Annotated in this window: 13 protein-coding genes and 7 pseudogenes; 9 read left to right on the top strand and 11 right to left on the bottom strand. The window is 60.6% G+C overall.

All coding sequences use genetic code 11. The features are described 5' to 3' along the window. Nucleotides 1-67 precede the first annotated feature (67 nt). The 3 genes and pseudogenes from MAXJ12_RS22990 to MAXJ12_RS40115 all read right to left on the bottom strand — a co-directional run. Nucleotides 68-499 (bottom strand): IS1096 element passenger TnpR family protein, encoded by a 432-nt coding sequence (locus tag MAXJ12_RS22990; protein ID WP_008838423.1) that lies wholly within the window; start codon nt 497-499, stop codon nt 68-70. Between the two features lie 7 nt (nt 500-506). Then, a pseudogene (locus MAXJ12_RS40120) lies at nt 507-776 on the bottom strand (IS66 family transposase); the annotation flags it as partial. 57 nt (nt 777-833) lie between these two features. Beyond that, nucleotides 834-987 (bottom strand): annotated as a pseudogene (locus MAXJ12_RS40115) (IS66 family transposase); the annotation flags it as partial. Nucleotides 988-1,151: 164 nt separating this feature from the next. Here MAXJ12_RS40115 and MAXJ12_RS36980 point away from each other — a divergent pair. Continuing rightward, entirely contained in the window at nt 1,152-1,394 is a 243-nt protein-coding gene (locus MAXJ12_RS36980; protein WP_139043997.1) for a hypothetical protein, read from the top strand. A gap of 485 nt (nt 1,395-1,879) precedes the next feature. Here the strand turns inward: MAXJ12_RS36980 and MAXJ12_RS39065 are convergent. Then, nucleotides 1,880-2,143, bottom strand: a pseudogene (locus MAXJ12_RS39065) (IS630 transposase-related protein); the annotation flags it as partial. Nucleotides 2,144-2,319: 176 nt separating this feature from the next. Here MAXJ12_RS39065 and MAXJ12_RS34580 point away from each other — a divergent pair. Beyond that, the gene (locus tag MAXJ12_RS34580) at nt 2,320-4,194 is read left to right on the top strand and encodes an acyltransferase family protein (protein WP_008838420.1); all 1,875 of its coding nucleotides are present in this window, start codon (nt 2,320-2,322) and stop codon (nt 4,192-4,194) included. 1,012 nt (nt 4,195-5,206) lie between these two features. Here the strand turns inward: MAXJ12_RS34580 and MAXJ12_RS22970 are convergent. Further along, nucleotides 5,207-5,650 (bottom strand): DMT family transporter, encoded by a 444-nt coding sequence (locus MAXJ12_RS22970; protein ID WP_244421567.1) that lies wholly within the window; start codon nt 5,648-5,650, stop codon nt 5,207-5,209. A 351-nt stretch (nt 5,651-6,001) separates the two neighbouring features. Between MAXJ12_RS22970 and MAXJ12_RS39060 the strand changes: the two are divergent. Then, nucleotides 6,002-6,322 (top strand): annotated as a pseudogene (locus MAXJ12_RS39060) (transposase); the annotation flags it as partial. 160 nt (nt 6,323-6,482) lie between these two features. On the opposite strand, the gene MAXJ12_RS22965 reads toward MAXJ12_RS39060, so the two are convergent. Then, nucleotides 6,483-9,632 (bottom strand): Ulp1 family isopeptidase, encoded by a 3,150-nt coding sequence (locus MAXJ12_RS22965; RefSeq protein WP_008838417.1) that lies wholly within the window; start codon nt 9,630-9,632, stop codon nt 6,483-6,485. A 256-nt stretch (nt 9,633-9,888) separates the two neighbouring features. Further along, a complete protein-coding gene (locus tag MAXJ12_RS22960; RefSeq protein WP_139043995.1) occupies nt 9,889-10,134 on the bottom strand; it encodes a hypothetical protein in 246 nt (81 codons plus the stop codon). A gap of 1,289 nt (nt 10,135-11,423) precedes the next feature. On the opposite strand from MAXJ12_RS22960, the gene MAXJ12_RS22955 reads away from it, so the two are divergent. Further along, nucleotides 11,424-12,782: a M16 family metallopeptidase gene (locus tag MAXJ12_RS22955; RefSeq protein ID WP_008838414.1), complete on the top strand. Its 1,359-nt coding sequence runs from the start codon at nt 11,424-11,426 to the stop codon at nt 12,780-12,782. Between the two features lie 4 nt (nt 12,783-12,786). Continuing rightward, entirely contained in the window at nt 12,787-14,214 is a 1,428-nt protein-coding gene (locus MAXJ12_RS22950) for a M16 family metallopeptidase (RefSeq protein ID WP_008838413.1), read from the top strand. A 129-nt stretch (nt 14,215-14,343) separates the two neighbouring features. Here MAXJ12_RS22950 and MAXJ12_RS22945 read toward each other — a convergent pair whose 3' ends face one another. After that, a complete protein-coding gene (locus tag MAXJ12_RS22945) occupies nt 14,344-14,643 on the bottom strand; it encodes a hypothetical protein (RefSeq protein WP_008838412.1) in 300 nt (99 codons plus the stop codon). Here MAXJ12_RS22945 and MAXJ12_RS40110 point away from each other — a divergent pair. The 3 genes and pseudogenes from MAXJ12_RS40110 to MAXJ12_RS22930 form a co-directional block, all read left to right on the top strand. Then, nucleotides 14,627-14,944 (top strand): annotated as a pseudogene (locus MAXJ12_RS40110) (IS66 family transposase); the annotation flags it as partial. The gene MAXJ12_RS22945 and the pseudogene MAXJ12_RS40110 sit on opposite strands and share 17 nt — an antisense overlap. 126 nt (nt 14,945-15,070) lie before the next feature. Then, nucleotides 15,071-15,394, top strand: a complete 324-nt coding sequence (locus MAXJ12_RS22935) for a type II toxin-antitoxin system PrlF family antitoxin (protein ID WP_008838410.1) — start codon at nt 15,071-15,073, stop codon at nt 15,392-15,394. Further along, on the top strand, nt 15,391-15,909 hold the full coding sequence (locus MAXJ12_RS22930; protein ID WP_008838409.1) for a type II toxin-antitoxin system YhaV family toxin: 519 nt from the start codon (nt 15,391-15,393) through the stop codon (nt 15,907-15,909). The genes MAXJ12_RS22935 and MAXJ12_RS22930 overlap by 4 nt, the downstream gene beginning before the upstream one ends. A 40-nt stretch (nt 15,910-15,949) precedes the next feature. Here the strand turns inward: MAXJ12_RS22930 and MAXJ12_RS22925 are convergent. Continuing rightward, nucleotides 15,950-16,249 (bottom strand): annotated as a pseudogene (locus MAXJ12_RS22925) (SIS domain-containing protein); the annotation flags it as partial. 78 nt (nt 16,250-16,327) lie between these two features. On the opposite strand from MAXJ12_RS22925, the pseudogene MAXJ12_RS22920 reads away from it, so the two are divergent. After that, nucleotides 16,328-16,703: pseudogene (locus MAXJ12_RS22920) on the top strand (site-specific integrase); the annotation flags it as partial. A 6-nt stretch (nt 16,704-16,709) separates the two neighbouring features. On the opposite strand, the gene MAXJ12_RS22915 reads toward MAXJ12_RS22920, so the two are convergent. Further along, on the bottom strand, nt 16,710-18,065 hold the full coding sequence (locus MAXJ12_RS22915) for a DUF7986 domain-containing protein (protein ID WP_008838406.1): 1,356 nt from the start codon (nt 18,063-18,065) through the stop codon (nt 16,710-16,712). An 822-nt stretch (nt 18,066-18,887) separates the two neighbouring features. Continuing rightward, entirely contained in the window at nt 18,888-22,685 is a 3,798-nt protein-coding gene (gene metH, locus MAXJ12_RS22905) for a methionine synthase (protein ID WP_008838403.1), read from the bottom strand. Nucleotides 22,686-23,201: the final 516 nt, after the last annotated feature.

Below are 23,201 nucleotides of genomic sequence, written 5' to 3'. Positions count from 1 at the left end.
ACAGCAGTCGACGCATCATAGGTAATTGCCCAGCCCCCTCGCCCTCTCGATGCGACACGGCGCGTCGTTACGCGTCGTCGATATCCGGGTACTGCCGGGGAGCCTTGCCGATCTTGCTGACGATCCTCGGGTAATTGGCACCGGGTAGCGCCTGCCCTGTTCCAATAACTTCAGCGCGGAAGCGCCACTCGTCACCGTAGTCATACAAGAAGGTCATTGCCGAGCCCACCTTCTGGAAGGCTGTGGTGACACGCGTGCCCTTCACGCTGCGAGAGCCGCTCCCCTCCATGTCGGCGAAGAGTTCGAATCGCCGGGGCGAGTCGAACAGCTTTCCCGTCAGCTTTGAATAGAAGCCGTAGGCGTGGTCCATATCGAATCCAAATGCCGCTACGATGGCCTCGGCCAGATCCGCTAGCGTGCTCGAACTCGACACCTCGATGTCCCGATAAAGCCGGGCGCGAAGAGAGGCTCGGAAGATCAAGGTGGCCGGTTCACTCATCACGATATCAGCCGCTGACGGTTTGAAGGATGATTTTGAAGACATTCGCGCCCGGGATGGGACGCGCGGTATCGACGACGTCCGAATGTCGGCTTCGCCCTGTGCGGCCCACTGGCGCGAGAGCCGTTGGTGACCCTTCGCTGAACGACGGCGGGCTGAGTGCCCTTTCGCATCGGTTGTTCGTCGCGTCGACCATTCCTGGCCATTGGGCAAAGGTCAAAAGTTGATCGCGAGCTCGCCTGCACTTGTTTTGGGTGTCGCGGGCCAGATCGCACGACGTTGTGGTGGAGAAGCCGTGAGGGCAGCATGTCCTAACTTGCCTCGTCCGCATAGCATAGGCGACGTCGCGGGCCCAGATGCGCCAGGCAGGTCTGATGCGCATGTGCGTGCCCTTGTTGCGCGGCATAGCGATCGGAACACCAGACGTCGGGCCGATGGCCGTCCATCAGGGTCCGGACCACGACGGCGCCGCGCGTTGGCCCCGCTTGACGAACAAACCGCGCCGACGACTTCACACAGCGCCGCCCTGTGCCGCAACCTGAAGCGGTCAGGTTAGCCGAGCGACTGCCGGACGGCGGCATAACGCGCGGCGAAACGCTCGTACGCCCAGATAAATACGTCGCGCAGCAGCTCCGTCTTGTTGAGTTCATTGATGCAGAACTGCGTCAGTATAGGCGCCGCACGACACGCCCTCGAAGGAGAGCGGCGAGAGATTGCCTTTAATCAGCCGGGTGTTCGCCGAGAGCCGCGACACGCGTATGTTCACGTAATCGAACGGCTGCAAATACGGACGCTGCACCATGACAAGGAACGCCTGCTCGAACTGATCGGTGATCGCCGCGGCTGTTGCGAGTATCTGGTCGAAACACTCTTCGATGCGGGCAAGCGTGAGTAGGCACGCCGCAGGGTCACCCGCTCCTTCCGCCCCTTTATCGCCGAATAGAAGCTGAGGATATGCCCGCAGTTAACCGCTCGTCAATCATGCGGGGCGTAGGCGGGAAGCGTCACTGCACCTGCCCAATCGAATGTGACCTTAAAGACCCGGCACCCCATCCCGCCAGATTGTGCCGGGTCTTTTTGTTAAGCCTTGATCCAATTGAACGGGTCCGTCGGTTGACGGCAAAAACGAAGATGGCTGAGCCGAGCCCATGCACCCCGTTGGAGGCCGCAACGGAGAGGAGGACTGCGACAGCGGTTGCATGGGGGCCATCGTGGCTTAATCAACACCAGGCGGATGAAGACGGCTCGGGCGCGGGGATTAGGTCGATAGCCACATGTCGACAGTACATCGCCGAGCCGGGCGGCCGTCTTGAGCTCGGGCAGGTTCTCCGGCCGCGAGCATGTCGGCTGCGAGCACAGGTCAAGCCCGCTGTCGGACAAGAGCCGCTCCACCATCTCGTTCAGCGTGATGTCCTTGCGCTCCTCGATCATCCCGATGACGAGGTCGGCATGGGCTTCTAGACGCGAGCCGCGCCGTCGTCCCTGCGGTCGTGGTGTCGTCTCGCCCATCCGGGCTCTGCCGATCCAGCGGATCGCGCTCGATATTCCGACACCGAATCGAGCCGCTGCCTGCCGGGCCGATGCTCCTTCACCCGCAGCCTTCACGACACGTGAACGCAGGTCCTCACCAAGTGCTCTCGCCATCGTCCACCTCCATGAAAGTGGACGTTGAATCAGCCAAACCGATTCGCGTCACGTCACAATCGATCCCCCGGACGTGCTCTAGCGGGCAAGTTCAGGAAATCTCTGGAAAAAGGCTGCTCAAAGGCCGCTAGCGGAACGCCTTGATCTCACAACCGAGGCCGGGCATAGACGCACGAATGAATCGATTCGACTACCGGCCCGATATTGATGGGCTTCGCGCCTTTGCGGTTTCTACTGTTGTCCTATTCCACGCAGGGTTCTCAACGCTTTCCGGTGGCTATGTCGGCGTCGACGTCTTCTTTGTGATCAGTGGCTATCTGATTACAAAGCTGATTGTTGAACAGGTGCGCGCCGGAACATTCAGCTTTTCCGACTTTTACGCCCGACGCGCACGCCGGCTCTTTCCAGCGCTATTTTCCACGATCTTTGTCACGTTCGTTTGCGCAGCATTCATCCAAGGGCCAGAGGACTTTCGCGGGTTTTCCGGCTCTTCCGCTATGGCGATCTTGTCGCTGTCGAACGTCTATTTCTGGATGCAAAGCGGCTATTTCGATGCTGCCGCAACGACCAAGCCACTCTTGCACACTTGGTCGCTTGGAGTTGAAGAACAATTCTATTTGATCTGGCCGGCCATAATCTCCGCCTTGATGCGGAAGGGACGATTGGCCCTTCTGGCCGTCGCCGTGTTGGGTCTCATCAGTTTCACGGCATGCCTTTTGGCTATGCGCCTTGACTTGACGGCAGCGTTCTTCCTGACACCGTTTCGCATATTTGAGTTTGCCTGCGGAGCCGCCCTTGTATGGGCCAAGACGCCAGGGCGTCTGTCTTCCGACATTGCGTACACGACCGGCGGCTTGGCAGTCCTTTACGCCGTTCTTCAGTTCGATGCAGGCACGTCGTTCCCAGGATGGCATGCGGCGCTCCCAACTCTAGGCGCCGCGATGATGATCTACGGCGGGCGCAAAGCCGTCGCTGCCTTGCCGTTTAAAACGGTACCGGCGCAATTGCTTGGCCGAGCAAGCTATTCGATCTATCTCGTGCACTGGCCCATTGTCGTCTTTTGGCTCCACATAACCGGACGCGACCTCGACACGTTCCAAGGCGTTGCCGCCATCGCTCTTTCGATACTCCTTGGCTATTTGCTGCATAGTTTCATCGAACGTCCGCTAAGATACTCCCATGCCTTGCAGGGCCAGCGGCTGGTGACGATATCCGCTTTGGCCGCCGCCCTGATTGTTGCGCCGTCATGGCAAAGCTGGGCTACAAAAGGCTGGACCTGGCGATTGCCAAAAACGCTTCGCAGAGTGAACAGCTACAATATAGATGTTCTCACGAAATACGTATGGGCGAATCACATCCGCCTGAGCAGCAACACCTTTAAGCCTGGCAGAAAACATATCCTTATCGTAGGGGACAGCCAGTCAGCTGATTTTACGAACATCCTGTTGGAAGGAAACCATGAGCGGGACGTCGACATAGTTACCTATGCGTTCAACTATGGCTGCAACACTCCATACGCCGATAATCCGCAGTATTGGAACCAAGAAAACATCTACACATCATCAGACCCTTCCCTTGAGCAGAAATGCCAGGAGAGAATCGAGGCGTTCCTTTCCAGCCCCGCACTCAAACAGGCGGATGTGGTTATCGTCGCGTTCCTATGGGAACGATTCGGTGCGAGGCGCATGCGTGCTGCCGCCGACAAAATTGAGTCAATCAGCCCGTCTCGCGTATATGTCCTGGGTAGAAAGAACCTTCTCAAGAGCAGCATCGATTTCGTTAATATGAATGGGAAGTTGGACGGGCTCGGGAGCTTGGCTGCGCAGTACAAGTCTTCGGAAACTCTCTCCATAAACAAGATGCTGGCTCAGCAATTTGGCAATCGCTATCTGGACATCTTTTCGTCAGTTTGCCCCCACCAAGATATGTGCGTTGTGCTAGATGAAAAGCAGAACCCCCTCTTCTATGATGCGGCTCACCTAACCCCGAGCGGCGCACGATACTTCGCCAAGCACGCCTTTCGAAAGCTCGTCGAGCTGACCAACCTGTGATCTAGCCTTGTCACGTGAATCTAAAGGTTGCCACGAGGTCTGTTCTGTTCTTTGGCAGAAGCGTTTGACTGATGAGAGGACCTCGTCGGCGGACTTGGTCCACTTGTAGGGTTTGGGTTTGATGCTGACGCGCCCGGTGAATGGCCGGCCTTACTTTGGCCGCCTCATGGAGCGCCACACGCACGCCTCGGTCACGCGGCACGCTCATCAGAATGCGCACCGGCCCATTACCCCGCGCCAGGTCGACAATAAGCTTCTCGATCGTCACCCAGCAGCGCCGCGCGGACCTTGAAGAAGAGCCTCTGCAATCTGCTGCAGCGTGGTGATGGGCCGCTCGCCAACCCGCTGCTCGAACGTCTTCGGTGTCGTCGTCGGGCCAATCTTCAGGCCCAAGCCGCGCAAGACGCCGCGGATGGGGTCATGCCTTCGGCGATGTCACGGCGGAACAGATCCTCGCCTTCGCCGGCGGCCGGGCGTTTATGGTCGAAGGCGTGCCGATCACAAGGATGCACTTGTCGTCGAGGCAGGCTTCGACGTCGGCACCGGTGCCAACGCGAAGGTCGGCCTGTCCTACACCGGGCAGTTTTTTGGGCGACGTGAGCGATTACGGCATCAAGGCAGATCTAACAGTTAGATTTTGATGGCAGATCCGCGCGTCATTATGAGGTGACTGCCGCTGACGCGCTTCCTGGTGGCACCGGCCGCACCGGAGCCCACAATCATCAGATGCGCCTCCAGCTGCAGTGCGTTGCGCAGATGAAAACTGCGTTCACGTTCGAGCCTTTTGATTCCGCGCAGCCTGCCGCCAGGACCGTCTGTCCGTAGAATGCAACCGGCGTCATCGATCGACAGAGGCACACGACGGAAGCTGATGGTACCTGCCTGTCTGCGCGGAGCGCGCTTGCCAACGGTCCGCCCGCGCCGGCTAAATCAAGACCATGCAAAGGCTTGCGGAGATCGAAACGCTTTGAGCCGCCAAGCGAATATGAAAGCGGGTGTCTGCAAGCCCGTTTCAGCCCCCTCGCCCCAGAAAAATCATACCGGTCAAGACAAGGCCGAGGCCAATCCATTTGGACAGCTGGAACGGTTCTCCAAAAATAAAATATGACGCAATCGTTAGCATTGCAAATCCGGAGCCCGCCATGACCGGGTAAGCGACTGACACCTCCGTAGAATCGAGAGCCGTTGCATACAACACTATGCTGATTCCGTAAAACATTGCTCCGAACATAAAACCAATTGAGAGAAATTTATCAGATATTGCCACATCGGCAGGTAGTGACATCCGGCTCCATTTCAGCAACATACTGCCGATACATGAACTAAGGCCTGCAACAATAAGCACAGTCAGACATAGTCTATTCATCCCAGAGCCATCCGCAATTCGAAAGGGAACCAGTGCCAGAACCTGGTGTGAGTCTCCGTCTTGCTCAGAGACGCCGTACTGGATCGACACCAATCATAAAATTCCACGTGTCGGCCTTTGGGTCATGCTGAGCGGCAGCCCTGAGGTTCAGGGCCAATCTAGTGGCTAACTGCAATGCGTCTGCAGCTATTCGAGCATGTTCCGTGCCAAAGGCAAAAAATGTTTTTTATCAACATGATAGCGCCATGACCGCCGTGTCTAACATCCGAAACTGTTAGATTGCAGACAAAGCGGAATGCAAGGTCGTTCCCCGCAGAATGGCGCAGGTCGGCGGTGGCGAAGCCGCTCGCGAGCGCGCCCTCAACAGCGCTGAAGCGAGCGAGGCGGTGTTCCCCGGTAAGGTCGGGTTGCTGACACCAGCCTGATTCGAAGGAACCACCGGTGACCGACCGCATGATGAACCTGCGCACGCTCGTGGAGGAGCCCCCCACGCCGATATCTTGCGCGGGATGATCGGCTTTGCCGCGGAGCGGCTGATGAAGCTGGAGGTGGGTGCGGCCACCGGCGCCGGCTAGGGCGAGAAGAACCCGCTGCGCACGGCTCAGCGCAAACGGCTGCCGCGACAGAGACTAGGAGACGCGGGCCTATCGATCTGCGCATCCCCAAGCTCGGAAGGGCTGCTACTTCCCGAATTTCCTGGAGCTGCGCCGTATGGCCGAGAAATTGCTTTCTACGGATGCGCAGGCGCTGGTGATCAAGGGTGGCCATGCGAGGGGACCCAGATCGACGCAAATCATGTTATCTCAGCCGTCGGAAAACCTCCTGTCTGAAGTCTCGGCTCTGAAAACCCTCAATCCTTTCGGCCAGGCGGCCACCGTTGCTACCTCTCCTCAAGTGCGGCGCCAGCGGCCGGTTCGTTCAATCATCTCTCAAAGACCCGGTTTCCGGCAAAACTCGACTGCCTCAGCGTGGCGTTTTCAGAATCCCGATCAATGCCTCGGGTCAGTCGGTTTTGCAGCGCCTGCCGATCGGCGACGAGGTTGTCGAGGTGCAGCGGCTCGTGGTCTGGCCGCTCCCCGTCCACCAACCGTTGAACCAGCGCCCGCGTGCCGTCCACCACAAAGACGCCGCAATCATGCTTGTTCGGCTGTCGCGCCATGCGGGCTGGCGCCAAGGTGGCGTCCAGCAGTCCTGCGAGCTGTTTTGCAGGCACGTCGTTGAATCCCTCTCTCTGGAGGGAGTCATAGTGATAGGCGACCCGCCTTTCCGGGTTGCGGCGATCAACGAGCAGGAGCGACCAATGGGTGCCGGGGCTAGTAGGAGTGCCATTGTTCACTGGCAGGAACAGGAAGTCGGCTGGGGCGTCAATATGATTATAGATGGACTGCAATGTGCTTTGCGCGTCTTGCAGCTCCATTTGGCGCAGTAGATGGGACACCGACGGATCCACCAGCCGCGTCCGGGCGGCGAGCGTTGGATTGATCCCCTGCAGCTGCTCCTCCAGGAAATCATAATCTCTCCGGATATGGGCGTCGCTCAGCCATTCGATGGCGCCGAGCACCGACCCGTTGGGGACATTGGACGAGGCTGTCGGATCCAACGCCCCGATCTGAGCATCGGAGGAGCTGGTCGTAGGCGTAGTCACATCAACCACTGGAAGACCGCGGTAGGTGTCTGGCAGCCTAGCGGTTACTGGCCACGCGGGTTGCGGAGCTCTTGCCGGTGTCGCTGGCGTAGCTTCACTCATCGGCGAAAGTCGACCGCGATGGATGCGCTGAACGTCATCGGGCGCTCCCGGCCTCAAGACGGCGGCGGACCCTGTCCCTTGCATCGTGGTCTGCCGCTCCGTGTCGCCGAGCATCTGCCCGCGCGGACGCACCGGTGCAGAATGAGCATCATCACGCAAATCGTCCGGTGTGGGCGCATTCAGATCAACACAAGACTGAAGACCGCCGAAGGTGTCGGAGCGAGCCCTGGCAGAGGGGGCTGGCGCCGAGTGAGCATCGTCGCGCAAATCGTCCGGCGTGAGCGCATCCAGATCAACAAAAGACTGAAGACCGCGGAAGGTGTCGGAGCGAGCCCTGGCAGAGGGGGCTGGCGCCGAGTGAGCATCGTCGCGCAAATCGTCCGGCGTGAGCGCATCCAGATCAACAAAAGACTGAAGACCGCGGAAGGTGTCGGAGCGAGCCCTGGCAGAGGGGGCTGGCGCCGAGTGAGCATCGTCGCGCAAATCGTCCGGCGCGGGCGCATTCAGATCCACAAAAGACTGAAGACCGCGGAAGGTGTCGGAGCGGGCCCTGGCAGAGGACGCTGGCGCAAAGTGAGCATCGTCGCGCAAATCGTCCGGCGTGAGCGCATCCAGATCAACAAAAGACTGAAGATCGCCGAAGGTGTCGGAGCGGGCCCTGGCAGAGGACGCTGGCGCAAAGTGAGCATCATCGCGCAAATCGTCCGGCGTGAGCGCATCCAGATCAACAAAAGACTGAAGATCGCCGAAGGTGTCGGAGCGGGCCCTGGCAGAGGACGCTGGCGCAAAGTGAGCATCATCGCGCAAAGCGTCCGGCGTGGGCGCATTCAGATCAACAAAAGACTGAAGATCGCCGAAGGTGTCGGAGCGAGCCCTGGCAGTTGATGGTGACGCGGGTTCTTGCATCGCCTCGTTCAAGGAAGCCCCAGCGCCCTCGCTCGCGGCGGGGGTCGCGGGAAGCGCCTGCGGCGGCCTGGGCCGCCCAGCGTCTAGCAGCAAAGCCGACTGCTCACGTGCTTGCAGCCCCAGCTCTCCGTTCGCCTCGACTAGTTTTAAGTAGTTCCGAAGATGCGACAAGTCGGAAAAGCCGACTCTGCTTCCAGCCTGTTTGAACGCTACCACATCGTTCTCCAGCCTTAACTGCTCCTGCTTAGAGCCGTTAAGTCGGCCAGCTATGCTCCCCTTGCCGTTTTGTTGAAGCCAATCACTCAGCCCACGAAGACGTGTGGCCCGCTTCTGGGCAAACTGCCTCTGCTCCGCAGTCGGGGCTCTAAGATCTGTCAACGCTTGGCCGAGCGCGCCATCGATGACGGGCGCGTCTTCGGGATGAGGAGCCAGGTGACGGGGGCGCCCAATGCCACGGGGTTCGGGTCCTTCGGCTTCTTCAGCCCCAGGCAAGTACCGCCGGAGATCATGCAGAGCCGATCTAAGGCGGTTCTGAGGGTCCCGCCCCAGGGCCCTATACTCCGAGATTTCCTTGTCCAGTGAACCGCCTTGCAACTGAGAAGCTAGAGGGCCCTTATTGTTTTCTTGGAGCCACCGAGCAAACAGCCTGAATCCGGAAAGAATGTTATTGATGGCCCCTTTGGTGGCGCTTTTGCGCTGCTCGGCACCCTCCCGGAACCTATCCAAGAGAGTCACGTCTCCGGCATGGAGGTCCCCAACTAGATTGCCTCGCGACGGGAGGCTCCCGGGCGCAACCTTGTTCAGCTGCGCAACGACAGCAATGCGGCCACCATCCCTCAGATAGTCCTGCACATCAGCGACAAAAGAAGCATGGCTAGGCGAATCGCGGTTAAACCGGTCGAATATTGGGCCCCGATTTTCCTGGCGCAGCCAGCGGCTTAAATGGTGCAGATCATCTACCAATCTCTTGGCAGTCCTCTCGTGCGTGTTCACTTCGAGCGCTGCTTTCTTGAAGGTGGAAACAAGCTCCTTGTCCTCGGGAAAGGGCCCGGAGCGGTCGCGCTTTGCGCCCACGCGAACCTCTTTGTTCACCGCAAACTCCGGTTGCTGTCTCCCGCTATTCGGCCCTGGGCCCGATCCGTGCGCCGCCGCCTCCGACCTGTGGCGCGCGCCAGTAATCAAGTTGTCCGGCAGATCGGGCAACGACGGCACCGGCTGCGAAGCGCCGAGGTCCGTGCTCTGGAGTCCTCCACCGCTCCCCCCGGACGAACTACGCCGCAACTGGTTCAGCTGCTGGTCAAAGCTCGCCTGCAGGCTCGCGTCGTCCGCCTGTTGCCCTACCGGCATGTCGTTATTTTGCTGCACGAGGCCTGGCGCAGGCGGGTTCAACTGCCAAGGATTGAACTGCCAACCACCCATACAGTTCTCCATTGGATTGCGAGCCTCGGAAGCTAACGACAAGTTATCGCGACTAGCTGTCGAGAAGCTGACTGGTCAGGAAAGAAACGGCACATCCATAGGCGTCCATTCCCTCACACGCCCGCTCGGCTGCCATCGCTGGGCAGGAGAAAGCGGCCCGTGAGTCGCGGACCTCGCGCCGGATTCGATTGGTAGAGATTGTCATTGTCCGTCGCATGAAAAATGGCGCGCCCGCTTGGGACCCCCCGTGGTTGGATTAGAGACAGAAGCCGCCACCAGCGCCGGAAGCTGCGCCGATCGTGGGATCGGAAAAGCCGCGATAGCCGAGCCGCGGATGATCGCAGCGTTCGTCGAACGTGCCGAGCAGCTTGGTGCGCTTGCAGTTCGGATCGGTCTTGTAGGGATGACCGGCGACCTGCACGGCGCTGTGGGTTGTCAAGGTTGTCGCGGAGCAGTTCGCCACGAAGAGCGACAGCGCCAGGACGGCGAAAATTCTGAGCATTTCCATTTTCTCCAGGCCAGAGTTCGGCAATGATGATGGCCGACTGCTCCTGGCGCGCGGAGCGGCGGACGTTGGTCCTGGCCGCGGATGCTCTCCTCGACCGCCCAGAGCTCGGCCATCTGCTCGACGGTTTCGCTCGCCACATGCGAGACGCCCGATACGTGCAATTCGTAGAACTTGCGCCTAAACGCAATGCGTCTGCAGCTATTCGCGCAGGTTTCGTGCCAACAGTGAAAAATGTTTGCTATCAACAGGATAGCTCCATCACCGCCGCGTCTCATATCCGACATTGTTAGATTGCAGACAAAGCGGAATGCAGGGTCGTGCCCCGCTGATTGGCGTGGGTCGGCGGTGACGAAGCCGCTCGCGAGCGCGCCCTCAACAGCGCTGAAGCGAGCGAGCGGCGTAGCGGTTGTCGTCGATGGTCCCCGGTGAGGTCGGTTGCAGACACCAGCCTGATTTGAAGGAACCACCGATGACCGACCACTGAAGCAGCGCACGCTTGTGGAGAAGACCCTCGACGCCAAAATTCGAGCTTTCATGAACGGCACTGCTACGGCGGCTGTTCGTTCAGCTCAAGCGGATCCAGCCAATTGCCGAAGGTGGGGTGGGCGGTCATTCATCTGTTCGAGCGGGAATGCTCGGTGCAGCGCACTTCCACTGCGAGTCGCCTGGCGGCCGGCTCCTCTTCCCTACCGGCCACGCTCCTGACGCCTCTGCTCGTTGCGACTCTGGACTGCCTGGCGAGGAAGCGTTCCGCGGCGACCACCATCGTCTCCAGGCCTTCACCAGCTTCCACTCAATTCCAACACCCTCAAGTGCCGCGGCCAGTTCGAGGCGCATCCTATCCCCCTGCGCGGCAGCACGCGCAATCCTCTTGCGCACGAGCAAGATGTCGTCCCAACCCGCAAGCGCTTCGCGTTCGGCCCTGTCCAAAGTCCGACAATATCGGATACGCGCCGTAGCAGAGCCAGATCTATCACATTGCCTTTGCACGGTTTTCTCATTTGGCACGGTACGTGCGCGGTGGTCCGCAAACACGTCACGGACCAAGGAGAAATCGTTCCATGATCACCTCACCGAAAGCTACTGCCGCCGCGGGTCTCCCGGACCCATCCAGGGGTGACGCTCGAGTGAGGACTGGCAAGGTGAAGACGGTTGCTCATCCGGCTCGGCGCTGCCCGTCGATCCACCTTCCCCCACAACAAGGGGAGACGGGGACGCAGCGCCTTCAAAGTGAGGAACAAATCATTTTGCCTCTCGTCCCGTCACCAGAACCGAAGCCATCAATGAATCTTCGGTCTGGCTGGCTGCGCAAGACACTTTTTGCAACCGCGCTGGGCTTCGTGACGACCGCCCCGGCTCTGGCGGCCTCCGATGACGGCAAGGTGACGGATTTCCTGCTCGACAACGGCATGGAGGTGGTCGTCATCCCCGATCACCGGGCCCCGATCGTGACCCATATGGTGTGGTACAAGGTTGGTAGCGCCGACGAGCCGCCGGGCAAATCTGGCATTGCCCATTTCTTGGAGCATCTGATGTTCAAGGCGGCGACAACCAACCATGCCGCAGGCGAGTTCGACCGCGCCGTCTCGGCCATCGGCGGCTCGAACAATGCCTTCACCTCTTTCGACTTCACCGCCTTCCATGAGACGGTAGTGCCTTCGGCGTTGGAGCAGATGATGAGCTTCGAGGCCGATCGCATGTTCAACCTCATCGTCAACGACGATGATATCAAGACCGAGCGCGACGTGATCCTGGAGGAGCGCCGCTCGCGCACCGACAACAATCCGCAGGCGGCGCTGGAAGAGGAGGTCGACGCGACACTCTGGCAGAACCAGCCCTACCGCATCCCTGTCCTCGGCTGGATGCAGGAGATGGAGAAGCTGACCTGGACCGACGCCGTCGAGTTCTACGATCTATATTATAGACCCAACAACGCCGTGCTGGTGGTGACCGGCGATGTCGAGCCGGGGACGGTGAAGGCGCTGGCCGAGAAGACCTATGGAAAGGTTGCGGCGGGTCCTGGTTTACCCCGCATCCGCCCGGTCGAGCCGGAGCAGAACACCAAGCGCACGGTGACGCTGACCGACGCGCGCGTTTCGGTGCCCGGCTTTTCCACGCAATGGGTGGTGCCGTCCTATCACACTGCCGAACCCGGCGAGGCCGAGGCACTCGACCTCCTGGCCGAAATCCTCGGCGGCGGCAGCCGCAGCCGGCTCTACCAGCAACTGGTGGTGAAAGAGGGCATTGCCGCCACCGCCGGCGCCAATTTCCGGGGCACCATGCGGGATGCCACCAGGTTCACCATCTACGGCTCGCCGCGGGGCAATGCCAAGCTCGCAGATCTGGAAGCGGCAGTCGACGCGGAGATCGCCCGTATCGTCAAGGACGGTGTGACCGATGACGAGCTGGACAAGGCCAAGGACCGCTATGTCCGCTCGCTGGTCTTCGCCCGCGACGAGCAGCCCTACATGGCCTACTTGTATGGCTCCACGCTTGCCATCGGACGCACCGTGCAGGACGTCCAGGAATGGCCGGATCGCATCCGCAAGGTCACCACCGATCAGGTGAAGGCCGTCGCCACCCGCTATCTCGTGCCCGACCGTTCAACCGCGGGCTATCTCATGCCCAAGACGGAGAATTGATGTGATGGCAAGCCAACATCGCGGCGCCTTTGGACGCGCCTTGCCCTCTCCCCTTGTGGGAGAAGGGAGGGCTGCGCGCCTCGCCACCCCGCTGGCGACCTATCTCCTCGCCATTTTCTTCCTCATCCTGCAGGCGCTCCTCGCCATTTTCTTCCTCACCCTGACGGCGCTGACCGCCCATGCCGCGATGACCATCCAGGAGGTGAAATCTGAAAAGGGCATCAACGCCTGGCTGGTGGAGGACCATACGGCGCCGATCATCGCCATCCACTTCGTCTTCGACGGCGGCAACGCGCAGGATCCGGCCGGCAAGGAGGGGCTCGCCAATCTGATGACCGGCCTGTTGGACGAGGGCGCCGGCGACCTCGACAGCGATGCCTTCCAGGTGAAGCTCGACGATGCCGGCGCCGAGATGAGCTTCGAAGCGCAGCGCGACGGCATTTATGGCTCGATGCGCATGCTTTCCGAACAGCAGGACGCCGCGTTCGATCTGCTCAGGCTCGCGGTCAACAGGCCGCGCTTCGACCAGGCGCCGATCGATCGCATCCGCGCCCAGGTCCTCTCCGGCATCGTCGCCAAGGAACACGACCCCAACTCCATTGCCCAGCGCAAATGGCTGCGCGCGATCTACGGCACGCATCCCTATTCGAGGCCGAATGAAGGTACCAAAGAGAGCCTCGCTGGCATCACACCGGCCAATCTCAGCGCTTTCCACAAGGCCACTTTTGCCCGCGACGGCCTGCATGTGGCGGTGGTCGGCGACATCGATGCGAAGACGCTAAGTGAAAAGCTCGACGAGCTGTTCGGCGATTTGCCTCAGAAGCAGACCCTCGCCCCCGTCGCAGACTTCGCCCCGAAGCTCGGCCAGCAGGTGGAGGTCGATTACGACCTGCCGCAGACGTCGCTGCAGCTGGCCTGGCCTGGCGTCAAGCGCAGCGCGCCGGACTTCTACGCCGCGGTGCTGATGAACGAGATCCTCGGCGGCTCGCCCTTTTCCTCCCGGCTGTTCGAGGAGGTGCGTGAAAAGCGCGGCCTCGCCTATGGCGCCTATTCCAGCCTGGTCGACCACCGGCACTCCAACGCGCTCGTCGTCACCACGGCCACGCGCGCCGACAGGGCGGCCGAGACGCTCAGCCTGGTGCGCAAGGTGGTGAAGCAGATGGCGGAAGGGGGGCCGACCGAGGTCGAGCTCGAGGCGGCCAAGAAATATCTGATCGGCGCCTTTGCCATCAATCATCTGGATTCCTCCGGCTCGATTGCAGCGACGCTCCTCCACTTGCAGCTCGACAATCTCGGCATCGACTACATTCAGCGCCGCGCCGCTCTCATCGACCAGGTGACGCTCGACCACGTCAAGGCAGCGGCGAAGAAGCTGCTTTCGGCCGAGCCTGCCATTATGGTCGTCGGCCCGCCGCTGGAGGGCAAAGGATGAGCCCAGGACCCCGTTTCCCTTCCTTCTCCCCTTCTCAGTCGAATGCGGGTTTGAGATACGCGTCCGCGGCGCAGGAAGTTTCCTGCCACGCGCCACCTTCGGCGAGCCGGTGAAATTCCCAACTCTGATTCAATGGCCCGAATGGCCTCGTCTGCCTGGCGCATCACCGATCAATGTGGGGTTCCATAGTCCTATCTTGGCGCGTTTGGCTGTAATGATCGGGCCGTGACAAGAAGACTGCTCGAACTGCACCCGGAATTTGACAAGTCGTTTGATCGCGTGGCCATTCGAAATTGCCAGCGTTCCGCCATCCTGCAGTTCGCGGCAAACAATCGACCACTGCTCATGCGAGGCTTCGGCATCGGAAGCTTCGGCGAAAAAGAGCTCAATCGGTACGCCCCAAATGATCTGAATGGCGTTTCTCCTCATGGGCACCTCCCGAAAACGGCGACATCACCCCATCCCAAATTTATCATCAGTGCGAACGGGCGGGGGACGCGGGTGTGGGAGCGACCGGCTGTGGACTTTGACCCTCCCCGCCCCCCAGCCAGTATCAATTCCAAAGGAGGAAGATTTTCTGATGGAGGATTTTCACGCCTGGCTTATCGCTTGGCTTGCCAGGCTCTCGCGCAACCACGATATCGCCAAGGCCATCGACTACATGCTGCGCCGCTGGCCCGCGTTCGACGGGGTCTGCATCGCGAACAATGCGGCGGAACAGGCTCTCCGGTCAGGAGCCGATCGATGTGCTGAATGCGGACGCTGGCGCTAAGGATTGAGCCCGCCCCTTGTTGAGACAATGCATTTGCATTACCTATCGAAGCCATGGTCCCAATCTGAACTCGGGGAGGCCGACATGGTTGCGCTCGCTCAGGATTTCTCGAAGCTCACCGATCGCTATCAGACGACGGTGCCAAGCGGTGTGCGAAAGCATCTGCAGCTTGGGAAGGGCGACCAAATCCGGTATTGTACCGAACCGAGTGGTCGGGTCTATATTGAGGCGGTGCACGAGACTGCCGACCCGGCGCTCGGCGCATTTCTCGATCTTCTCGAAGCGGATATTCAAGCTCACCCCGAGCGGCTGAAGGCGTTCGACGGAGCGCTATATGATCGGCTAAAAGCGCTGGTGGGGGAACTTGAGGTTGATCTCGACGCAACACTGTCTGCCGATGACGAATGACGAGACGAGACGCGCCACCAGAGGCTCCCCTCGTAATCAACGGGTGGTCGATCTATGCGCATCCCCTCTTCCTCGAACAACTCGAATGTCTGATCGAGGACGTTGAGGCTCGCAAGGCGCGGGATCCGGCGAACTACAGGAAAAAGAACGGCACCAAACGGCTGGCTGCCATCACCAGACTCGTGACCAAGGATATCCCGGCTGACCCGGCGGCCGCGCAATTTCGACAGGGTGATACGCGCGGTAGCGGCCGCAAGCACTGGTTCCGGGCGAAGTTTTTTGAGCAGTATCGTTTGTTTTTCCGGTTCGATAGCGCCAGCAAGATCATCGTGCTCGCGTGGGTAAACGACGATGACACCCTGCGTGCCTACGGCAGCAAGACAGATGCTTACGCGACCTTCAAGAGCATCCTGGATAGCGGCAATCCTCCCGACGATTTCAAAGCGCTGTTAAAAGCGGCAAAGGCAGCGGCAGAACGGTTCGGGGCGGCAGTCAAAGCGGCAACCGATGGCTAGGCAGGGCTTCAGACCAACGCGAAGCCTACTGCGCGAATCCACCGGCGCCGGTGGCGAGTGCGGCAAGAACGGCTAGCTGGCAGGTGAAAGCCTTGGTGGAGGCGACGCCGATCTCCGGGCCGGCAAGGATCGGAAAGACCGCATCGGCCTCTCGAGCGATGGTCGATTCGCGGATATTGACGACGGCACCAATTTTCAGCCCAAGCTCCTTGCAGCATCTCAGCGATGCCAGCGTATCGGCGGTTTTGCCCGACTGCGAAATGAAAAGAGCCGCCGACTGCGGCGACAACGGGATCTCGCGGTAGCGGAATTCGGACGCAACGTCGATTTCGACCGGCAGGCCGCCCGGCGCGCTTTCATTCAGGATCTTCACTCGGCTCGCGCCCGCGCGGCGAAGTCCAGCTGGGCAGCTGCGGACGGTCGGCGCGGCTGGCGCGAGGTCGAGATCGGCCGTGGTTCTGCCCCCGTAAAGGCGCTGCAGACTTGGCTTAAACTGGCACGGATCGCACGGCCCCCTGTTCCGACGAGTGACCGGTGATGGCAAAGCGGTCGGGGCCGAGCGGCCCAATGACCAGGAGGTGGCGCGGCTGATCAACGCGCCGCGCTCGCGGCCGGCGTGCGCAGCGATCTTTCGGAAGGCGGACGGCAAGAGCTGTTTGCCGGCCATTCGTTGCGTGCCGGCCTCGCCGAGGTCGACGAGCCAAAAGCAGCTCGATCACGCCTCGGCCGAGATGACCCGCAAATATCAGCGCCGGAGCGATCGTTTCCGCATCAATGTCACCCAAATACGGTAGGAAGTGTTATTGGCGCAAATTGTGGACGCCGAGTTCCCTCCACATCCATTCGAAGTTGTAGGTCGCCATGGGATCGGTGGGGTCCGGCTGCCTGGCGGACTGGTTTTCGAGATATTTGAGCCACTCGGCGACCTTCTGGCGACCGGCGGATGATTTCACGGCCTGTCGCGGGGTCTTGTTGCCAAGCATTCCGACAGGCTGATCAAGGGTTTCGCGATATTGGCGGTCCAGGAGCTGGTGGACGAGCTGTTCAGCGATTTCCGGCGGCACATCCGATGAAAGAGCTTCGCCGTCCTTGGCCGACCTATCGGCCATCATCTGCTCGACCGTGCGGATTTCGGTGAGCGGCTCGCGTACAAAATCACCGAGAGCGTGCCGGATGAGAGCCGTTCCTTTCTCCGCGCGCGCGGCGGAATTGGCCGACAGGTGCAGGAACCGCCCATTCAGCTCCACATTACCCAGCACGCGCTGACCGCTATTCATGGTAGTATCGAAGGAAAGCTCACCGCTTTTTTTCGGTTGTCCTCTGCCCTTCGGCTTGTCCTCAAGCCAGTTCCAGAATTTTGCGTTCTCCTGCGACATTCCGGGAATGGCTTTCACCCGCGAGGCGATATCCTTCTGTGTCACGCCGCTTGCCAGCGGGAACCTGACATCGTGGAACAGGAGATCGTCGCCATCCGAGTTTTGCATCGGCGGCAATTCCATGGCGCGATCAAGCGCATCGAACAACCATGAGAGCGTAAACATGGGGGCGACCGTCTGAAGGTCTTCGTCCCGAATGGCGGGGAGCTTCTTTGCGTTCTTTTTCCCGAGTATCTGTTTCAGGCCTTCGAACAGCGCCTCCGAGGCCTGCGGCGTGAAGGGCAAAAGGCCGCCCGCGAAGATCTTCTTGCCCATGACCGGAACGATGCGGGCGGCGACCCTGTCCCATTGTTGCAGGGTCTTCGTTGCCGTTCCCTCGCTGACGGCGATAGGCTCGCCGCCAAGGATCAGATCGCGCGCCATGAGCGATTTGCCCGGCACGATGTCGCTCACCTCGTATAGGCTTATGGCCGATGTCCGCAGCGCCTTCATGTAGGCTTTCGTTTGCGCGTTTTCCTTCCAGCCGCGCCGCTTGAGATACTCGTCGACAATATTGCCGCCCGCGACATCGAAGTTTCGCGTCAGGAAATCCTCGAAGGCGCACCCCCAAAGGGTCATTGCCCAGTCGTCGCCGAGGATTTCGGCCAGGTCCTCGAATTCCATATCACCAGCCTCGAGCACCGGGCCGAAGTGATCGTCGAACACCTCCTCGAAACAACTGCGCCATTCATCGCGGGCGAGGAATTTCATCAGCCCCTTGAGATCATGGCTGGTAGGCATGGGATTTCTCCAGATTCTTGCGGTGTTCGGCAATGATGTACGGGACCGTCGGCCCGCTGACACGAAAAGCCACGCCATTTTTTGCGAGGCGCTTGCGGCCTGACAAGACACTTTCGGCGACTTTCCCGAGGTTTGTTCGGGTCGATCTTCCCGCGGCGGCCTCCGATGCCCCTCTGAGCCCGTGCCTGGGATGGGTATCGGCGGCTTCCCGCTGAAGCTTCACCAGGATGCGGAGGTAGTCGAAGCGGGCCTGCTCCCGTTCCTTTCGCTGCTTTGCCAGTTCACGACGCCGGGCGAGTTCGGCACGCTGATGCGCTTCTTCCTCGCGGAGGTCACGTTCGGTCCTGTTGTGAGCCAGAAGAATTTCAGCCTGACGCCGATGCTCTCGAACATGGGCTCGACGGTCTGCGTCTTGCCGTCAGCACAAGTCTTTCGCAGACCTGTGCCCATCCATCGATCGCGAAGACGAGCTGGGCGGAATAAACCGTATCGCATTCAGGCCACGGCGTACGGGAGAGACATAAAAAGGCTCCAGTCTCCTCGATCCTGGGCGCGATTGCGCCCCGCCTGTTGCCGCTCATAAAGATCGCGCTCCTCATCCGTCGGGATGTGCGGCTCCGTCAGAAAGACCGTCAGGCCGATCCGCCAGCGATAGATTACGACGAATCATTTTTAAGATCAGGTATTTAGACTCGATTTACGATGGTTCGCGATAGGTCGCGGAGGATGGCAGATCATTCCCGCTCGATGGCTCTCTTCAGTGTCCGGCTCCGGTCGCGATCCCGCGACGGCGAAGCCAAGCGACCGCAGCTGGCTAGCGGACTACTCTGCAGCCTCCGCGAAATTTGCCGGCACGTAATTCAGGATCGGTCCGAGCCAGCGCTCGACTTCATCGACCGGCATTCTTTTGCGCGCGGCATAGCCTTCGACCTGGTCGCGCTCGACTTTGGCCACGCCGAAATAGTAGCTATCGAGGTGCGACAGGTAGATGCCGGATACCGATGATCCCGGCCACATGGCCATGCTCTCGGTCAAGGACACGCCGGCGTTCTTCTCGGCCTCCAGGAGCCTAAACAGGGTTACCTTCTCGGTGTGGTCGGGCTGGGCCGGATAACCGGGAGCCGGCCGGATGCCCTGATACGGCTCGCCGATCAGTTCATCCGGCGAAAGACTCTCACCCGGCGCATACCCCCAGAACTCCCTGCGGACGCGCTCGTGTAGCCGCTCGGCGAGAGCTTCCGCGAATCGGTCGGCCAGTGCTTTCACGAGGATCGAATTGTAGTCGTCATTCGCCCGTTCGAAACGCTTGGCGATCGCAATTTCCTCGATACCCGCAGTCACGACGAAGCCACCGACATAATCGGGCTTGCCGCTCTCGACCGGCGCGACGAAATCCGACAGCGCGACGTTCGGCTTGCCGTCCCGTTTGGTTAGTTGCTGGCGCAGTGTGAAGAAGGTCGCGAGTTCCTGCGCACGTGTCTCATCCGTGAACAGGCGTATGTCGTCGCCGACAGCATTGGCCGGCCAGAAGCCAATAACAGCCTTCGGCGCGAACCATTTCTCGTCGATGATCTTCCTCAGCATCGCCTGCGCGTCCTCAAAGAGTTGGCGCGCGGCCGGGCCCTGCTTCTCGTCCTCAAGGAGTTTGGGGTAGCGGCCTTTCAGCTCCCACGCCTGGAAGAAGGGCGTCCAATCGATATAGCGGGCAAGCTCCTCCAGATCCCAGTCCTCGAACACCCTGGTGCTGAAGAAGGATGGTTTTGGCGGCTCGTAGTTCGCCCAATCGATCTTGTGGGCGTTGGCGCGAGCCCTGGCGAGCGGCAGGCGCAGCTTGTCGGCCTCCGAACGGTGATGCGCTTCCGTGACCTTTTTGTACTCGGCGCGCACGGTCTCGATGTAGCCGTTCCTTGCATCTTTCGAGAGCAAGGCCGATACAACGCCGACGGCGCGGCTGGCGTCGTTCACATGGACGGCCTGACCCCTGGCATAGCGCGGATGGATCTTCACCGCCGTATGCACGCGACTTGTGGTGGCGCCGCCGATCAGCAGCGGTATGTCGAACCCCTCGCGCTCCATCTCGGAAGCGACATGCACCATCTCGTCGAGCGACGGCGTGATGAGGCCGGACAGGCCGACGATGTCGACCTTCTCGTCCTTCGCCGTCTGCAGGATCTTGGTCGCCGGAACCATGACGCCGAGATCGATGATCTCGTAATTGTTGCAGGCGAGCACGACGCCGACGATGTTCTTGCCAATGTCGTGGACGTCGCCCTTGACGGTCGCCATCAGGATCTTCCCAGCGGTCTTGCGCTCGCCATTGTCGATACCGTTTGCGGCGTTAGCCAGCTTTTCCGCTTCCATATGCGGCAACAGGCCGGCCACCGCCTGCTTCATGACGCGCGCCGACTTCACCACCTGCGGCAGGAACATCTTTCCCGCGCCGAACAAGTCCCCGACCACGTTCATGCCCGCCATTAGCGGGCCTTCGATCACATGCAGCGGACGCTCGGCCTCAAGGCGCGCCTCGTCGGTGTCAGCGTCTATGAACTCGGTGATGCCATTGACGAGCGCATGGCTGATGCGCTTTTCCACCGGCCAGTCGCGCCAGGCGAGGTCGCGCTCCTTGGCCTCCTGGCCGGCCGTGCCCTTGAAGCGTTCGGCGATCTCCAACATCCGCTCCGTCGCGGTGGCGCCAGCCTTGGGCGTGCGGTTGAGCACGACATCCTCGCAGGCCTCGCGCAGCTCCGGCTCGATCGTGTCGTAGACGGCGAGCTGTCCGGCGTTGACGATGCCCATGTCCATGCCGCGCTGGATGGCGTGGTAGAGGAACACAGCGTGCATGGCCTCGCGCACCGGCTCGTTGCCGCGAAACGAGAAGGAGAGATTGGACACGCCGCCGGAGATGTGAACATGCGGCAGGGTCGAGGTGATCTCGCCGGTCGCCTCGATGAAGTCGACGCCGTAATTGTCGTGCTCCTCGATACCGGTGGCGACAGCAAAGACATTGGGATCAAAGATGATATCCTCGGGCGCAAAGCCCGCCTGCTCGGTCAGCAGCTTGTAGGCGCGGGTGCAGATCTCGACCTTGCGGGCCTTGGTGTCCGCCTGGCCCTGCTGGTCGAATGCCATCACAACAACCGCCGCGCCGTACATGCGGCAGAGTTTGGCGTGGTGCAGGAACGCCTCCTCGCCTTCCTTCATGGAAATCGAGTTCACGACAGGCTTGCCTTGTACGCATTTCAGGCCTGCTTCGATCACCTCCCATTTGGAGCTGTCGATCATCACCGGCACGCGGGCGATATCGGGTTCGGCGGCGATGAGGTTGAGGTATTCGACCATGGCCTTTTTCGAGTCGATCAGGCCCTCGTCCATGTTGACGTCGATGATCTGCGCGCCGTTGGCGACCTGGTCGCGCGCTACATCGAGGGCGGCGGCGTAGTCTGCGGCCGTGATCAGCTTCCTGAACTTCGCGGAGCCGGTGACGTTCGTGCGCTCGCCGACATTGACGAAGGGGATGTCTTTGGTGAGCGTAAACGGCTCAAGGCCGGAAAGCCTCATCAACGTCTTCACCTTCGGCACCGAGCGCGGCTTGTGCCTGCTCACCGCTTCGGCGATCGCGGCTATATGGTCCGGCGTGGACCCGCAGCACCCGCCGATGACATTGACTAGCCCCTCGCGGGCGAAGTCCTCGACCTGGGAGGCCATAAACTCGGGGCTCTCGTCATATTGGCCGAAGGCGTTGGGCAGGCCTGCGTTCGGATAGGCGCAGATGAAGGTATCGGCGACACCGGAAAGCTCGGCCAGATGCGGCCGCATGGCGGCGGCGCCGAGCGCGCAGTTGAGCCCGACCGTGAAGGGTTTGGCGTGGCGCACCGAATGCCAGAAGGCGGTCGGCGTCTGGCCGGAAAGCGTGCGGCCGGACAGGTCGGTGATCGTGCCGGAGATCATCACCGGCAACCACACACCCTTCTCGGCGAAAATCTCCTCGGCAGCGAAGATCGCCGCCTTTGCGTTGAGCGTGTCGAAGATCGTCTCGATCAGAATGATATCGGCGCCGCCGTCGATCAGGCCGCGCAGCTGCTCGCCATAGGCGAGACGCAGCTCGTCGAAGGTGATGGCGCGAAATCCGGGATTGTTTACGTCCGGCGACATCGAAGCCGTCCGATTGGTCGGGCCGAGCGCGCCGCCGACGAAGCGGCGCCTGCCGTCCTCCTGCTGGGCGCGAATCGCCGCGCGCCGCACCAGCCGCGCACCGTCGCGGTTCAGCTCATAGACCATGTCCTCCATGCCGTAATCGGCCTGCGCGATGCGCGTCGAGGAGAAGGTATTCGTCTCGATGATGTCCGCGCCGGCCTTGGCATAGGCATAGTGAATGTCCTCGATCGCCTGCGGCTGGGTCAGGATCAAAAGATCGTTGTTGCCCTGCTGATGGCAAGAGCAGCCCAGGAACCGGTCACCTCGGAATTGATCCTCGTGGAAGCCCAGACCCTGGATCTGGGTGCCCATGGCACCGTCGAGGAACAGGATGCGCTCGCGCGCAGCCGACCGTAGCGCGGCGAGCAATTCGGAGCCGTCGGACTTGGCTGCTACCGGCCCGAAGAGTTCATCGACTGAGGACATAAGCGACACTTTTCATTCCTGATGCATCGCATAAAGATATCTTTATGTCAATATATCGCCTGGTGGTTCATGGTGGGTAGCGCGCTACCTTGAACACCGCATGATGCAAATTGACCGGATTCCGGGGTAAGGCTCGACCTCAATCGGCCAGCAGAACTCCACGATCTTTTGGCCAGAAGTTCTGTGTGGTACGCATGCAGGAATTCATCGATTCCGCCTGCATGATTAAAATACTGCCCAGCCTTCACCGCCGGCCATCTGGCTCGCAACGGGGTGGGAAGGTCAGGAAGTCGATCTTCTGCGGGTCATCAACGACGTTGAAGTGGCGAACCATTCCGGCCAGCACGACAACCGCGGGATTGGATTTGGCGATTGCCTCCCGGTTCGCGCTTCAATAGGGGTTCACTCGGCTTGATTCACAAACAGCACGCCCGCCTGCGAAAAATGGGCGTTCGGTCAGCGCTGGACCCACAACCATGGCGCAGCGCGCAAAAAGATCACTGCAATAAATTCCGC

Source organism: Mesorhizobium alhagi CCNWXJ12-2 (assembly GCF_000236565.1).
GTDB classification, from domain to species: Bacteria; Pseudomonadota; Alphaproteobacteria; order Rhizobiales; family Rhizobiaceae; genus Allomesorhizobium; species Allomesorhizobium alhagi.
The sequence above is the reverse complement of the archived record's forward strand: the minus strand, read 5'-3'. Positions and strand labels throughout refer to the sequence as shown.

Excerpts from the sequence above, each read along its gene's own strand:
- MAXJ12_RS22960 (WP_139043995.1), bottom strand. The coding sequence starts at position 10,134 with ATGCTCAGAATTTTCGCCGTCCTGGCGCTGTCGCTCTTCGTGGCGAAC.
- MAXJ12_RS36980 (WP_139043997.1), top strand. The coding sequence starts at position 1,152 with ATGCAGAACTGCGTCAGTATAGGCGCCGCACGACACGCCCTCGAAGGA.
- MAXJ12_RS22945 (WP_008838412.1), bottom strand. The coding sequence starts at position 14,643 with ATGAGGAGAAACGCCATTCAGATCATTTGGGGCGTACCGATTGAGCTC.
- MAXJ12_RS22935 (WP_008838410.1), top strand. The coding sequence starts at position 15,071 with ATGGTTGCGCTCGCTCAGGATTTCTCGAAGCTCACCGATCGCTATCAG.
- MAXJ12_RS22955 (WP_008838414.1), top strand. The coding sequence starts at position 11,424 with ATGAATCTTCGGTCTGGCTGGCTGCGCAAGACACTTTTTGCAACCGCG.
- MAXJ12_RS22930 (WP_008838409.1), top strand. The coding sequence starts at position 15,391 with ATGACGAGACGAGACGCGCCACCAGAGGCTCCCCTCGTAATCAACGGG.
- MAXJ12_RS22950 (WP_008838413.1), top strand. The coding sequence starts at position 12,787 with ATGGCAAGCCAACATCGCGGCGCCTTTGGACGCGCCTTGCCCTCTCCC.
- MAXJ12_RS22965 (WP_008838417.1), bottom strand. The coding sequence starts at position 9,632 with ATGGGTGGTTGGCAGTTCAATCCTTGGCAGTTGAACCCGCCTGCGCCA.
- metH (WP_008838403.1), bottom strand. The coding sequence starts at position 22,685 with ATGTCCTCAGTCGATGAACTCTTCGGGCCGGTAGCAGCCAAGTCCGAC.
- MAXJ12_RS34580 (WP_008838420.1), top strand. The coding sequence starts at position 2,320 with ATGAATCGATTCGACTACCGGCCCGATATTGATGGGCTTCGCGCCTTT.
- MAXJ12_RS22915 (WP_008838406.1), bottom strand. The coding sequence starts at position 18,065 with ATGCCTACCAGCCATGATCTCAAGGGGCTGATGAAATTCCTCGCCCGC.
- MAXJ12_RS22990 (WP_008838423.1), bottom strand. The coding sequence starts at position 499 with ATGAGTGAACCGGCCACCTTGATCTTCCGAGCCTCTCTTCGCGCCCGG.